This window comes from Stenotrophomonas sp. STEN031, assembly GCF_056759975.1.
In genome coordinates this window covers 1-13850 of the sequence record NZ_JBRREA010000030.1, presented here as the reverse complement: position 1 = coordinate 13850, position 13850 = coordinate 1, and the positions used below count along the sequence as shown (strand labels likewise).

Here is a 13850-nt window from a genome sequence, read left to right as displayed (position 1 = left end):
GTAAGCGCAGTGCACCCGGGATCGGTGACCGATCGTCTGGAAGACAACTGGATCCGCTTGACCCGGGTGCGCTGCGCTTACCCGGGCTACGCTGCTGCGCCAACCAGCGAACACCCCATCCCGCTACGCTGAGCCACGCTCAGCGCGGCTTGGGCTCGACGCTGCTGCGCCAGGCATCCAGGAACTGGCGACGCTTGAGCGCATCCAGATACACCAGCAAGCCGGGCCCAAGCTGGATCGGCCGCCGGTTCTGGCCGGGATCGCTGTCACCGCCACCGTTGCGGATGATCGGCATCAGCCGCGCCTCGCGCGACAACACCTGCTGGCCGCGGGCCGACAACAGGTAATCGAGGAAACGCTTGGCTTCGACCGGGTGCGGGCTGTTGCGCGGAATCACCGCCGTGCGCAGCACCACCAGCGTGTAGTCCTCAGGTTCGACGATTCCCAAAGGCGCACCGGCATCGATACGCGCCTGCGCGTAGGAACCCAGTACGTTGTAGACCAGCGACAGCTTGCCGCTGCTGACCTGGTCCAACAGCACACCGGTACGCTCCTCGCGCACCACGCCGTTGTCACCCAATGCGCCGAGCAAGGCGCCAGCGATGCTGCCGCGCTGCGCGTCCTGGGTCGCCAGCAGATAGCCGACGCTGCTGCGTTCGATATCGTAGGTGCCGACCTTGCCGCGCAGCGGTGCGCCTTCGGCACGCAGCAGGTCCAGCAGCTGGCGGCGCGTATGCGGCACTTTTGTCGCGGGCAATGCACGCGTGTTGTAGACCATCGCCACCGGCTCGTAGCTGATGCCGAAGGCTTCATTGCGCCACTTCGCCCAGGAAGGCACGGCTTCGGTCTGCGGCGAACGATGCGGCAATGCGTGGCCATCGTTGACCAGCTTGGTCTGCAGATCCATGCCGCTGGAAATCAGCAGATCGGGCGTGCTGGCGGTGTTGCGGTCGCGCAGGAAACGCGCGTACAGGTCCTGGGTGATGATGTCTTCATAAACAACTTCGGTGCCCGGGTGCAGGCGCTGGTAGTCGGCGATCACCACCGCGAACACTTCGATATCGGTGGTGCCGTGGATGCGCAGCTGTTCGGTCGCAACGCCTTGTGCAGGGAAACGCTGTACATCACCCGGTGCGGCGATCAGTGGCGTTGCCAGCAGCAGGCCCAGCAACAGGATCAACAAGCGGCTCATGCGGCATGCCTTGGCAGATGGATGGTGGCGACAAGACCGCCTTCGGGCCGGTTGCTCAGGTCAATGTTGCCACCATGGCTTTCAACCACGCGCTTGACGATGGCCAAGCCCAGACCGGCGCCACCGGCAGGCGCGTTCTCACCGCGCCCGAAGCGCTCGAATACGCGTTCGGCATCGGCGGCGCTGATGCCGGGGCCGTGGTCGGCGATGGTCAATACCGCCTGCGTGTCCTGCACGGTCAGAGCGATCTGCAGCGGGCCATCGCCGCCGTATTTCACCGCGTTGTCGATCAGGTTCTTGATCGCCTCACGCAACAGCAAGGCATCGCCGTTGACCTGCACTGCACCGGTAGTAATCGCCAACTGTACGCGCGGCGCGGGGCCTGCCTGCGGCAGTGCTTCGTGCAAGGCCTGGTGCACGGTTTCAGCCAGGTCCAGTGGTGCGAAGCGCTGCAGGTTGGAGCGGTGGATGACGCTGGCATCGCTAAGTAGCTGGTTCAGCAGGCGGCTCATATGGGTGGCATTGCGTTCGATTGCACGCAGGCTGCGCTGCATCTCCTCGGGCTCTTCTTCGTCCAAGGCCAGTTGGGCCTGTGCGCGCAGTGCTGCCAGCGGTGTGCGCATCTGATGTGCGGCTTCGGCCATGAATGCACGCAGGGTTTCGTTGCTGCTGGACAGGCGCTCCATGAAGCGGTTCAAGGCGCCGACCATCTGGTTCATCTCGCGCGGAACATGCGAGTCCAGTGGTTTCAGATCGGAGGGTTCGCGCCGCGACAGCTCGCGCTCCAGACGCACCAGTGGTCGGAACGCGCGGTGCACGCCGAAGGCCACCAACGCCAGCAACAAGGCCGACAATACGCCGATGGCGATCAACGCGCGGTTGACCATTTCCTGCGCCAGCTCGGCGCGTGCGCGACGGGTCTGTCCGACCTGCACCTGCACTTCACCCTGCGCAGAAGCGGCGGCAAAGCTGCGCTTGACCACCACGAAGCGCACCGTCTCGCCACTGTAGTCGGCATCGAACAATTGCGGCTGGTTGCCACTCCTGCGCGGTGCCTGGGGAAGATCCTCGTAGCCGGTGATGGTGCGGCCACGGCTATCAGCCACGCGGTAGAACACGCGGTCTTCTTCCGCCATCGACAGCAGGTCCAGGGCCGCATACGGCAGGTCCACCTGCCATTGGCCATCCACCAGCGCCACCGAATCGGCGATGGACAGCGCCGAGGACACCAACAGATGGTCATAGGAACGGTTGGCCGCACGCTGCCCGTAGTCCCGTGCGGCGAACAGCAAGGCCACCGCGAACACCGCCAGCAAGGCGCCCAGATACAGCATCAAGGTGCGCCGCAATGAACCGGAGGTGCGGACCTCAGCCGTCGCCATCGGTGCCGCCGTCACTGGCTTCCAGCATGTAGCCCACGCCGCGCACAGTGGTGATGCGCAACGGTGCGGCGATCAGCTTCTTGCGCAGCCGCCCGATATACAGCTCGATGGCATTGGGCCCGGCTTCGTCGTCGAAACCGAACAGGCCCTTGCCGATCTCGTCCTTGCCGACGACCTGCCCGAGCCGCCCGACCAGGATCTCCAGCAGGCGGAATTCGCGGTTCGGCAGTTCGACCACCTCGCCATCCAGACTGACCCGGTGCGCGGCATTGTCGAACTGGAAGCTGCCGATCTGCATCACCTCACTGGCCTGGCCTCGACCACGACGCAGCAATACCCGACAACGCGCCTCGAATTCGCGGAAGTCGAACGGCTTGCCCAGATAGTCATCGGCGCCCACATCCAGCGCCTGCACGCGATCCTCGATGCCATCGCGGGCGGTCAGCATCAATACCGGCGTGCTGTCGCCGCGTTCGCGCATGCCCGCCAGCACGCGCAGGCCATCGAGCTTGGGAAGACCAATATCCAGCACCACCAGATCGAAGCTCTGGTAGCGCAGCACGCTGGCTGCGCCCACGCCATCGGCCTGCCAGTCCACCGCATGGCCATTGCGGCGCATGCGACGAATGATGGCGTCGGCCAGGTCCGCATTGTCTTCAACCAGCAGCAGGCGCATCGCGGTGGAAAGTGTCGGGAAGGCGCGAATGCTAACGCGGAAGCCGCAAAGGCGCAGTGCCAGCGCGCATTGCTGCGCCGCACAAACCCCTGACAGGCGGATGACAGCTAGTCCCGGCCAGACTGCGGCCACGCACCAGCAGGTGCCCATGTTTGCCGCGCGCCTGGCGTGCACCTGGGAGGGTTTGTGGAATTGACTGTTTTCCAAAAGCGCAGCCTCGCTGCCGCTGTCCTGCTGAGCCTGTGCGCTCCAGCGCTGGCCGCAGAAGACGAAGGCCCGGTGACTGCCACCATCGGTGGCCGCCTGCATCTGGATTTCGCCAGCTTCGACAACGACCATCGCGGCACCCCGAACAAGGACGACACCGAGATCCGTCGCGCCTGGCTGGATGTGTCCGGCAAGTTCTTCGTCGTCGACTACAAGCTGGAAGCGGACTTCTCCGGCGACCGCCCCGAGGCCAAGGACGTCTACGTCAGCCGCAGCTTCGGTGATGCCGGCCGCCTGACCGTCGGCCAGTTCAAGCAGTACTACTCGCTGGACGACCGCACCGGCTCCAACTACGGCAGCTTCCTGGAACGCGGCAACGCCGGCACCAGCCTGGCCCCGCTGTATCGTCTCGGCGCCTCGTGGCAGGCCAACCCGGGCGACATGACCTGGGCGGCAAGTGTCTACAGCCTGGAAAGCATCGATGCCTGGCAGGTGAAAGGCCGCGCTGCCGGTGGCCGCGTCACCTGGGCGCCGGACCCGGCCGCTGGCGATGTGCTGCACCTGGGCGTGTCGCTGGCCCACGAGGCCTATGACAACCCCGGCGTGAACGGCGTTCCTGCGTTGCGTATCCGTCCGCGCCCGGCCGGCCATCTGTCCGACGAAAGCCGACTGACCCTGGTCGACTTCTCGGCCGGTCGCGATACCGACGTCAACAAGTGGTCGCTGGAATACGCGCAGGTGCGCGGTCCGCTGTCATGGCAGGGCGAATTCAGCGGCGCCACCTTCGACGATGGCGCGCAGCGCGGTGAAGTGATGGCGGCCTACGGCATGCTCAGCTGGTTCGTCACCGGCGAGTCGCGCAGCTATGACCGCAAGACCGGCCGCTTCGCCCGCATCAAGGACATCCGCCACAAGCCCGGCGCGTTCGAAGTCGCGCTGCGCTACGACCAGATGCGCGGCAGCCAGCACCTTGATGGCCAGCCCGACCTGCGCAACGGCAGCACCGAAGCCTGGACCCTGGCCGGCAACTGGTACCTGCGCGACAACCTGCGTTTCATGCTCAACCTGATTGAAAGCCGCAACCGCAACCGCCTGACCGATACCACCGTGGACCACACCCGCGCGGTCACCGGCCGCCTGCAGTTCGATTTCTAAACATCCCCTTCCCGTCCTGTCCCTTCAAGGAGTCTGCAGATGATGCTGACCATCCTCGGCTTCGGCATGGTCCTGACGTTCATGTATCTCATCATGAGCAAACGACTGTCGCCGCTGGTCGCCCTGATTACCGTACCCATCGTGTTCGCCCTGATTGGCGGCTTCGGTGCCGGCCTCGATGACATGATGCTCGACGGCATCAAGAAGATCGCGCCGACCGGCGTGATGCTGATGTTCGCCATCCTCTACTTCGGGGTGATGATCGACGCCGGCCTGTTCGATCCGCTGGTGCGCATCATCCTGCGCATCGTCAAGGGCGATCCGCTGAAGATCGTGATGGGCACCGCCGTGCTGGCGATGCTGATCTCGCTCGATGGCGATGGCTCCACCACCTACATGATCACCGTGTCGGCGATGCTGCCGCTGTACCGCCGGCTGGGCATGAACGCGCTGAGCATGACCTGCGTGACCATTCTCGCCGGTGGTGTGATGAACCTCACCCCGTGGGGCGGCCCGACCGCACGTGCGGCCACTGCGCTGCATGTGGACCCGGCCGATGTGTTCGTGCCGCTGATTCCAGCAATGGTATTGGCCTGCGCCGGCATCCTCGCACTGGCCTGGTACCTAGGCATGAAGGAACGCCGCCGTCTTGGCGTGGTCGCCCTGCCGCAGGGTGGTTCGTGGATGGACGCCAGCGTCTCCGATGACAGCGATGCACTGCCGACGGTGGAAGACGCCGAAGACACCAAGCGGCCCAAGCTGCTGTGGGTCAACTTCGCCCTGACCCTGGCGCTGATGGCGGCGCTGGTGATCGGCCTGCTGCCGATGCCGATCCTGTTCATGGTCGGCTTCGCGATTGCGTTGGTGATCAACTACCCGAACCTGGCCGAGCAGCGCCGCCGCGTGGTCAACCACGCCGGCAATGTGTTGTCGGTGGTGTCGCTGATCTTCGCCGCAGGCATCTTCACCGGCATCCTGTCCAACACCGGCATGGTCGAGGCGATGTCGCGCGGCTTTTTGTCGGTGATTCCGGAAGCCTGGGGCCCCTACCTGGCGGTGATCACCGCCGTGGCATCGATGCCCTTCACCTTCTTCATGTCCAACGACGCCTTCTATTTCGGCGTGCTGCCGATCCTGTCCGAAGCGGCCGGTCACTACGGCATCACCCCGGTGGAAATGGCGCGCGCCTCGCTGGCCGGACAGCCGGTGCATCTGTTGAGCCCGCTGGTGCCATCGACCTATCTGCTGGTTGGCCTGGCCAAGGTGGATTTCGCCGACCACCAGAAGTTCACCCTGAAGTGGGCGGTGCTGATCTCGCTGATCCTGATGGCCGGCAGCCTGCTGTTTGCCCTGTATCCACTGGCCGCCTGAGCGGCACCTACCTGACGCATTGGAGAGCACCATGACGCTACGTATCGCTTACGTCACCAGTGGCATGGGCAGTGTCGGCACTGCCATCTGCCAGACCCTGGCCCGCGCCGGCCACACGGTGGTGGCAGGCTGCGCGCCGGATTCACCGCGCAAGGCCAACTGGATCCGCGAACAGCGCGAACTCGGCTTTGATTTCATCGTGTCCGAAGGCAACGCCGCCGATTGGGACTCCACCGCCGCCGCATTCGCCAAGGTGCGGGCGGAAGTGGGCGAAGTGGATGTGCTGGTCAACAACTCCGGCGGCAGCCGCGACATGTTGTTCCGGCAGATGAGCAGCGAGGACTGGAACGCGGTGATCGCCTCCAGCCTCAACACCTTGTTCAACCTGAGCAAGCAGGTGGTCGATGGCATGACCAACCAGAACTGGGGCCGCATCATCAACATCGGCTCGGTCAGCGCGCAGAAGGGCCAGATCGGCCAGGTCAACTATGCGACTGCCAAGGCGGCGATGCACGGCTTCAGCCGCGCGCTTGCAGCGGAAGTCGCAGCGCGCGGCGTCACCGTCAACACCATTTCGCCCGGCTATATCGCCAGCCAGGCGATCAGCAGCTTCCCGCCGGATGTATTGGACCGTTTGGCGGCTTCGGTGCCGATCCGCCGCCTCGGCAAGCCCGAGGAAGTGGCTGCACTGTGCGCGTGGCTGGCCAGCGATGATGCGGCATATGTCACCGGTGCTGACTATCCGGTCAACGGTGGCCTGTACATGGGTTGATCTTGCGACCATGCATGCAACAACCAACGCCGCGCTTTGTCGCGGCGTTTTCGTTTGGAAGCCTGTGCACCATTGCTGTCGAACGTCCGGTATTTCATATCGACTGCGTCGCACTTCTGCTCGCATCTGTACGCAGAACACCGTGAAACAGCAATGTTTCGCGTCTGCGTAAACGAGCTTTAACAATCGTTCGACAGGCTCCTTGGACCGGCGTACACGCCGGCCTTTCCATGGACCCGGTAGACAATGAATCTCCAACGCCTCAGCTTCGCCATCACCCTCGCCCTGTGCACAAGCCACGCCTTCGCCGAAGCCGCTGCAGACAGCGGCGCCTCCGCGCAGACACTGGATACCATATCGGTGATCGGCCAGGGCCAGACCCGCCAGGTGCAACGCATCGGCGAAGTCGACAAGCAGGTGTTGCCGCCGGGCAGCAGCGGCCAGAAGATTCTTGATCGTCTGCCCGGTGTCTCCGTGCAATCCAATGATGCCTTCGGTGCCAACGAAGAATCGCAGACCATCAGCCTGCGCGGTTTCGACAAGACCCGCCTGGGCTATACGCTCGATGGCATCCCGCTCGGCGACAACAGCTATGGCAACTACAACGGCCTGAGCATCGCCCGCGCCATCATCGCCGAGAACCTGGGCGGCGCCGAGCTGTCACAGGGCATCGGCTCGCTTGGCGTTGCATCGACCAGCAACCTGGGCGGTGCCATCCAGTACTTCTCGCAGGATCCGTCCACGGTATTCGGCGGCCGCGCCAGTGTCACCGTTGGCGATGACAACCAGCGCCGTGGCTATCTGCGCGTGGATACCGGCGATCTGAATGGCTTCTCTGCCTATGTCTCCGGCGTGCATCAGGACGCCGACATGTGGGCCGCGCCACACCAGAACCAGACCACCCGCCAGTTCAACGCCAAGGCGGTATGGAACGTGGGCGATCACCGCTTCGGTGCCTTCGTCGCCACCTCGCGGGCAAGCCAGGCCAACTACGCCTATCTGTCCAAGAGCATGCTGCAGCGCGGACTGGGCTACGACTGGAACATCTACGCACCGGATTGGGACCGCGCCGTCGCCGCCGCCTACTGCGCACCGGCGACCTTCGACGCCACGCGCTGCGCCTTCAGCGGCGGCGTCAACAGCATCGACGATGCGTACTACCAGAGCCGCGCGTTGCGCGATGACAATCTGTATTCGCTCGATGCCAGCCTGCATCTCGGTGACGAACTCAACCTCAAGCTGCTTGCCTACCACCATGACAATCGTGGCCAGGGCCACTGGTGGGCACCGGGCCAGCCCTCGTACCCGGGCACCGACCGCATGCTGCCGATCTCCATCCGCAGCACCAACTACACCATCGATCGGCAGGGCCTGACCGCTGCGCTGTCATGGAATGTCGGCATCCACGAGTTGGAAGCCGGCCTGTGGTTCGAGCAGAACGATCACAACGTCGAGCGCAACTTCTACTACATCGACGGTCCCTTCCTCGACGACACCTACCTCAAGAATCCGGACCGTCGCCTGTTCGACCAGGACTTCGACATCCGCACGCGCCAGTTCTACGTGCAGGACCGCATGCGCTTCCTCGACCAGCGCCTGACCGTGGACATCGGCATCAAGAGCCCTAACACCCGCATGCGTGCCACTGCACAGCCGGGCACCGAGCAGAAGCTCGCCTCCGGCACGTTGACTGCGAAAGAATCGCTGCTACCGCAGCTGGGTGTGGGCTTCAAACTCAATGCCAACAACGAGCTGTTCGCCTCCTATGCCGAGAACATCGCCGCCTTTGTCGGTGGTGGCAGCGGCGGCCCGCTGCAGGTTTCACCCGAATCCTTTGCCGCCAGCGCCGGCCTGGAACCGGAGAAGTCCAAGACCTTCGAGGCCGGCTTCCGCACCTTCGGCAGCAAGTACCAGGCCTCGTTGGCTGCGTACCACGTGATATTCGACAACCGCCTGCTCTCGCTCAACCCCTGCACCAGCATCGAAGTCGGCACGCGCCCGGAGTGCATCACCCGCTTCATCAACGTTGGCTCGGTGAAGAGCCAGGGTGCGGAACTGACCTTCATCCTCAAGCCGACGCAAGGCCTGCAGTGGTACAACGCGCTGTCTTGGAACAAGACCACCTATGAGGACGATTACCTCTCCGGCGGCGCGATCGTGCCGGTGGCCGGCAAGATCACCGTCGACACCCCGCAACGCATGGCCTCCAGCGAATTGAGCTGGAACCATGATGGTTGGTTCGCCAGCCTGCGCGGCAAGTACACCGGCAAGCGCTACTACACCTATACCAACGACCAGTCGGTGCCGGGCGTGACCACCTTCGACGCTGGCGGCGGTTACAGCTTCGGCCCTGGCCTGGGCCTACAGAACGTCAAAGTGTCCTTGAACGTGACCAACCTGACCAACAAGCGCTACGCCGGCCAGCTCAGCTCGTTCGCCCCGACCGATCCCGCAGGCACCCGCTATTCCATCCACGCCAGTGCGCCGCGGCAGATCTTCATGACGGTGGGCGCGGAGTTCTAAGCGTTTGGCCCCCTCCCTTTGGCCAATGGCCAAGGGGAGGGTTGGGGAGGGGTGCTTTTCACGTCAATCCTGAAATTCACAAACAAAAGCCAACCCCTCCCCAACCCTCCCCTTCGCTGCGCGAAAGGGAGGGGGCTGAACCCGGCTCCGCTACAGATCATTGCCTGCCAGCCCCCACACCTGAACAAGCCCCACCAGCAAGCCCGCCCCAGCGCCCCAGTCCGCTAAACTGACCGCCGTTTTTTGCCACAACGCCGGTCATCATCATGCTGCACGCCCAGGTTCACCTCACCCTCCCCATCTGGATCCACGACGCCGTCGACGCCGACCGCGCCTATACCAGCGATGCGGACAAGGTAGCGCTGGCGATCGAGCTGTCGCGCCTGAACGTTGAACACGCCAGCGGCGGCCCGTTTGGTGCGGTGGTCTTCGGCCCGGACCACAAGGTGATCGCCGCCGCGGTAAATCGCGTGGTGCCGCATGCCACCTCGTTGGCACACGCCGAAAACATGGCCTATATGCTGGCCCAGCAGAAGCTCAACACCCCGCGCCTGAACGCGCTGCTGTCGCCGATCACCCTGGCCACCTCCTCGCAGCCCTGCTGCCAGTGCTATGGCGCCACCGTCTGGGCCGGTATCGATCGCCTGTTGATCGGCGCCAGCGCCGCCGACGTGGAAGAACTGACCCCGTTCGACGAAGGCCCGCTGCCCGCCGATTGGGCTGGTGAACTGAACAAGCGCGGCATCGAGGTCGTGCAAGGCATCAACCGCGACGACGCACGCGCCGTGCTGCACAGCTACGGCAAGAACGACGGCGCCCGCTACTGACCTGAAGCCCCTCTCCCACCGGGAGAGGGGTTGGGGTGAGGGTCCGGCAGTTCTCATGCAGTCTACTACCGGAGCATCACCCACCCTCATCCGCCCTGCGGGCACCTTCTCCCGGCGGGAGAAGGAGAGGCCCGCCCGCTCCACACCAAGGATTTCCATGACCGGCCTGCTCTGCTACTGCCGCCAAGGCTTTGAACCGGAACTGGCCGGCGAACTGAACGAACGTGCAGGCCATGCCGGCATTTCCGGTTACGCGCGTACCCAGCGCAACGATGGCTACGTGGTGTTCGTCACCGACGAGGCCGAAGCGCTGGACCAGCGCCTGCCCTGGCGCGAGCTGATCTTCGCCCGGCAGAAACTGCGTGTACTGGCCGAGCTGCCGCAGCTCGATGCCAGCGACCGCATCACCCCGATCATCGCCGCGCTGGAAGGCCAGCAGCGCTTTGGCGACCTGTGGGTGGAACACCCCGATTCGGACGCCGGCAAGCCGCTGGCCGGGCTGGCGCGCGCCTTCGGCAATGCCCTGCGGCCAGCCCTGCGCAAGGCCGGCCTGCTCACCGACAAGCCCAACGGCAAGCTGCCGAGGCTGCATGTGGTGTTTGTCGATGGCACGCACGCATTTGTCTGCGTGGCCGATACCCGCGACAGCGCGCCGTGGTTGCTGGGCATTCCGCGGCTGAAGCTGCTGCCGGACGCCCCCTCGCGTTCGGCCCTGAAGCTGGAAGAAGCCTTCATGACCCTGCTCACGCCGGAAGAACGCGAGGCGCTGGTAGTGCCGGGCATGCGCGCGGCGGACCTGGGTGCCGCACCGGGCGGCTGGACCTGGGTGCTGACCCGCCAGCACCTGCATGTGAGCAGCATCGACAACGGCCCACTGCGCCAGCACGTGCTGGATACCGGTCTGGTCGAACACCTGCGTGCCGATGGCTTCCATTGGCAGCCGGAAACGCCGCTGGATTGGATGGTCTGCGACATGGTGGAACAGCCGCGCCGCGTGGCCGAACGCATGGCCACCTGGCAGCGCGAGGGCTGGTGCAAGCACGCCATCTTCAACCTGAAGCTGCCGATGAAGAAGCGCTGGGACGAAACGCGCCTTTGCCTGGAGCTGTTCGCCGACAAGGCCGGCAAACCACTGACCATCCGCGCCAAGCAGCTGTATCACGATCGCGAGGAAATCACGGTGTTCGTGACCCCAAGAGCCAAGGGCTTTTGATCAGAGCCCCTCTCCCGTTCACGGGAGAGGGGTTGGGGTGAGGGCAGCCTTTGGCTAGCGCTTCAAGCTTGGGCATTCCCTGTAGTGCCGAGCCATGCTCGGCATAGGCATTACCGGTAGAGCCTCTGCCGAGCATGGCTCGGCACTACATGCGCCTCCCTCATGGTTGCCCGCGCAACCACACTCCGCTTCCCTCCAAGCCTCTGGCACACTCGCCCTTCCACCAACACGGAAGTCGCCGCCATCGTTCGCCAGACCAGCCTTGCCCGCATCGCCAGCTTCGCGCTCATCACCCTGGGCAGCACTGCCTTGGCCGCCGACAACTTCATCGTCCGCGACCACGTCAGCGATGGCATCTTCACCACCGGCATCGAAGGCCCGGCGACCGGCCCGGACGGCGCGCTGTACGTGGTCAACCTCGGCAAGGACGGCACCATCGGCCGCGTTGATGAAACCGGCAAGGCAACGCTGTTCCTCACCCTGCCCGAAGGCAGCATCGGCAACGGCATCCGCTTCGGTAGCGATGGCACGATGTATATCGCAGATTACCCACGCCACAACATCCTGCGCGTAGCGCCCGACTCAACCAGCGTCAGCGTATTCGCGCATCTGCCAAACGCACACCAACCCAACGACATCGCCCTGGCTCCGGACGGCACGTTGTATGCCAGCGACCCCAACTGGGCAAAGGTCGATGACGGCCAGCTGTGGCGCATCGACCGCGATGGCAGTGTGCACCTGCTCGAAACCGGCATGGGCACCACCAATGGCATCGAGGTCAGCCCTGATGGCAAGCGCCTGTACGTAAACGAAAGCGTGCAACGCAATGTCTGGGTCTACGACCTCGCCGTCGACGGCAGCATCAGCAACAAGCGCCTGCTGATCCGCTTCGACGACCATGGTATGGACGGCATGCGCTGCGACGCCGACGGCAATCTCTATATCGCCCGTTACGACGCCGGTGTGGTTGCGGTGGTCTCGCCGGAAGGCAAGCTGCTGCGTGACGTGCCACTCAAGGGCCGCAAACCCACCAATGTCGCCTTCGGTGGCAGCGATGGCCGCCAGGTCTTCGTCACCGTGCAGGACCGCGGCGCGGTGGAAACCTTCCAGGCAGACCGTCCCGGCCGTGAATACGGCTTGCAACCCTCAGCCAAACCCTGAGAGCGCCAGTCTCAGCTGCTGCAATCCATATCAGGCATGCTGTAGGCCATGGGAGGAACCGCAATGCACAGCATCGAACTGAAGGACCCGGCCGGTTTCGGCAACGAGTTTCTGCGGCTGACCCTGATGCAGGGCTTCCAGTCGCTGACCAAGCGCGACCTGGAGCTGTTGATCTTCGTACTGCTCGAGCGCGACGGCGCCATCAACCGCAGCGACTCCAATGCAGCGGTCGCCCTGCAATTGCGGGTCACCCCGGCCAAGGTCAAGGGCCTGCGTCGGGATGGTTATGCACGCTGGCGTGCGCTGGTGCCGGAGGAAGGCGACGCCGCCCTGCAGCGCATCGTCGCCGCGGTGTTGACCGAGGCCAATCTGCGTTCCGGGGCAAAACACGTGAGCGAACGCAGTCGCAAGGAAGGCTTCCTCGCCATCCGCATCGAACACCCCGACGATGCCCAACGCTTCGAGCAGGCCATCCTCGATGTCGGCGCAATCCCGGTTTACGAACGCAACCGCGAAGTGGTGGCAGTGCGTTTCGACACCCTGCTCAACATCGCCGATCGCTGGAACTACCTGCAGCCCGATCCGCAGGCCACCCTGGATGCCTTGAAGAAGCTGGCCCCGGCCTCGGAAGAAGTCGCCGACCTGCTGAAGAAGGATGTCAGCCAACTGCGCTGGGTCGACCTGCGGCGTGCGCTCAACAGCCTGGGCGCGAAGGCGATCAGTTCCACCGCCGAGGGCGGTTTGAAGGGGCTGTTGAAGCTGGTGTTCCCCTTTATTCCGAGCTGACGATTCGCCTGTTCAGCTACTGCGCACTACCATCATGGGCAGCTGCCACTGCGGTGGCAGGCCCTGTTTCCAACAATGATGAGTCGTGCCATGCCTGTGTTCCGTACTCTCCTGCCGCTGGCGCTCGCCGCCTTGCTGCCTGTTGCCGCCAACGCCCAGACGGTGCCGCGCCCTGAGCCTGCGGTCAGCATGCCGTTGAACGATGTGCCGGTGCATGTACGCGAGCAATCGCTGGCTACTGGCAAGGTCACCCATTCCGTGCAGATCCCGATGCCTACCGATCAGGCCCAGGTAACGGTCCGCTCGATCCAGCCCGACAGCGTAGTCGGCAATTACCGCATCGATTTCGAGGCGATGGATGTGGATGGCGATGGTTTCATCAGCCGCGAGGAAGCACAGGCCAATCCGGCGCTGGCCGATGAATTCAATGCCCTGGATACAGCGCGTCGCGGCAAGCTGTCGCGCGAGCAGTTGGCCGGCTGGCTGCGCTGAAGCTTCACCTGTAGTGGGGGGGGGGGGGGGGGGGGGGGGGGGGGGCGGGGCCGAGAGCCCCCCGCCGGGCGCCGCGCCAAGACGGGGGGGGGG

General features: G+C 64.4%; 12 protein-coding genes. 9 read left to right on the top strand and 3 right to left on the bottom strand.

The features are described 5' to 3' along the window. Window positions 1-139: 139 nt before the first annotated feature. From ACVOLQ_RS13980 to ACVOLQ_RS13970, 3 genes are read right to left on the bottom strand one after another with little or no spacing between them, the layout of a single operon-like run. The gene (locus tag ACVOLQ_RS13980; RefSeq protein WP_481528397.1) at window positions 140-1192 is read right to left on the bottom strand and encodes an ABC transporter substrate-binding protein; all 1053 of its coding nucleotides are present in this window, start codon (window positions 1190-1192) and stop codon (window positions 140-142) included. Then, complete coding sequence (locus ACVOLQ_RS13975; RefSeq protein ID WP_481528396.1) at window positions 1189-2574, bottom strand: sensor histidine kinase N-terminal domain-containing protein; 1386 nt, start codon at window positions 2572-2574, stop codon at window positions 1189-1191. Before ACVOLQ_RS13975 ends, ACVOLQ_RS13980 begins: the two co-directional genes overlap by 4 nt. After that, window positions 2561-3250 (bottom strand): response regulator, encoded by a 690-nt coding sequence (locus tag ACVOLQ_RS13970; RefSeq protein WP_481528421.1) that lies wholly within the window; start codon window positions 3248-3250, stop codon window positions 2561-2563. The genes ACVOLQ_RS13975 and ACVOLQ_RS13970 overlap by 14 nt, the downstream gene beginning before the upstream one ends. A 192-nt stretch (window positions 3251-3442) precedes the next feature. On the opposite strand from ACVOLQ_RS13970, the gene ACVOLQ_RS13965 reads away from it, so the two are divergent. The 9 genes from ACVOLQ_RS13965 (at window position 3443) to ACVOLQ_RS13925 (ending at window position 13757) form a co-directional block, all read left to right on the top strand. Further along, entirely contained in the window at window positions 3443-4612 is a 1170-nt protein-coding gene (locus ACVOLQ_RS13965) for an OprO/OprP family phosphate-selective porin (protein ID WP_481528395.1), read from the top strand. 42 nt (window positions 4613-4654) lie between these two features. Next, complete coding sequence (locus ACVOLQ_RS13960) at window positions 4655-5983, top strand: CitMHS family transporter (protein WP_481528420.1); 1329 nt, start codon at window positions 4655-4657, stop codon at window positions 5981-5983. 31 nt (window positions 5984-6014) lie between these two features. Then, a complete protein-coding gene (gene phbB, locus ACVOLQ_RS13955) occupies window positions 6015-6755 on the top strand; it encodes an acetoacetyl-CoA reductase (RefSeq protein ID WP_481528394.1) in 741 nt (246 codons plus the stop codon). A 246-nt stretch (window positions 6756-7001) separates the two neighbouring features. Then, window positions 7002-9278, top strand: a complete 2277-nt coding sequence (locus tag ACVOLQ_RS13950; RefSeq protein ID WP_481528393.1) for a TonB-dependent receptor — start codon at window positions 7002-7004, stop codon at window positions 9276-9278. A 266-nt stretch (window positions 9279-9544) separates the two neighbouring features. Next, complete coding sequence (locus ACVOLQ_RS13945; protein ID WP_481528392.1) at window positions 9545-10105, top strand: nucleoside deaminase; 561 nt, start codon at window positions 9545-9547, stop codon at window positions 10103-10105. Between the two features lie 157 nt (window positions 10106-10262). Further along, complete coding sequence (rlmM, locus tag ACVOLQ_RS13940; RefSeq protein ID WP_481528391.1) at window positions 10263-11318, top strand: 23S rRNA (cytidine(2498)-2'-O)-methyltransferase RlmM; 1056 nt, start codon at window positions 10263-10265, stop codon at window positions 11316-11318. A gap of 162 nt (window positions 11319-11480) precedes the next feature. After that, a complete protein-coding gene (locus tag ACVOLQ_RS13935) occupies window positions 11481-12479 on the top strand; it encodes an SMP-30/gluconolactonase/LRE family protein (protein ID WP_481528390.1) in 999 nt (332 codons plus the stop codon). A 63-nt stretch (window positions 12480-12542) separates the two neighbouring features. Further along, window positions 12543-13265, top strand: coding sequence for a hypothetical protein (locus tag ACVOLQ_RS13930; protein ID WP_481528389.1), 723 nt, complete (start codon window positions 12543-12545; stop codon window positions 13263-13265). A 90-nt stretch (window positions 13266-13355) separates the two neighbouring features. Continuing rightward, window positions 13356-13757, top strand: a complete 402-nt coding sequence (locus tag ACVOLQ_RS13925; RefSeq protein ID WP_313173451.1) for an EF-hand domain-containing protein — start codon at window positions 13356-13358, stop codon at window positions 13755-13757. Window positions 13758-13850 lie beyond the last annotated feature (93 nt).

Excerpts from the sequence above, each read along its gene's own strand:
- ACVOLQ_RS13925 (WP_313173451.1), top strand. The coding sequence starts at position 13,356 with ATGCCTGTGTTCCGTACTCTCCTGCCGCTGGCGCTCGCCGCCTTGCTG.
- ACVOLQ_RS13975 (WP_481528396.1), bottom strand. The coding sequence starts at position 2,574 with ATGGCGACGGCTGAGGTCCGCACCTCCGGTTCATTGCGGCGCACCTTG.
- ACVOLQ_RS13930 (WP_481528389.1), top strand. The coding sequence starts at position 12,543 with ATGCACAGCATCGAACTGAAGGACCCGGCCGGTTTCGGCAACGAGTTT.
- phbB (WP_481528394.1), top strand. The coding sequence starts at position 6,015 with ATGACGCTACGTATCGCTTACGTCACCAGTGGCATGGGCAGTGTCGGC.
- ACVOLQ_RS13945 (WP_481528392.1), top strand. The coding sequence starts at position 9,545 with ATGCTGCACGCCCAGGTTCACCTCACCCTCCCCATCTGGATCCACGAC.
- ACVOLQ_RS13960 (WP_481528420.1), top strand. The coding sequence starts at position 4,655 with ATGCTGACCATCCTCGGCTTCGGCATGGTCCTGACGTTCATGTATCTC.
- ACVOLQ_RS13935 (WP_481528390.1), top strand. The coding sequence starts at position 11,481 with ATGGTTGCCCGCGCAACCACACTCCGCTTCCCTCCAAGCCTCTGGCAC.
- ACVOLQ_RS13980 (WP_481528397.1), bottom strand. The coding sequence starts at position 1,192 with ATGAGCCGCTTGTTGATCCTGTTGCTGGGCCTGCTGCTGGCAACGCCA.
- rlmM (WP_481528391.1), top strand. The coding sequence starts at position 10,263 with ATGACCGGCCTGCTCTGCTACTGCCGCCAAGGCTTTGAACCGGAACTG.
- ACVOLQ_RS13970 (WP_481528421.1), bottom strand. The coding sequence starts at position 3,250 with ATGCGCCTGCTGCTGGTTGAAGACAATGCGGACCTGGCCGACGCCATC.
- ACVOLQ_RS13950 (WP_481528393.1), top strand. The coding sequence starts at position 7,002 with ATGAATCTCCAACGCCTCAGCTTCGCCATCACCCTCGCCCTGTGCACA.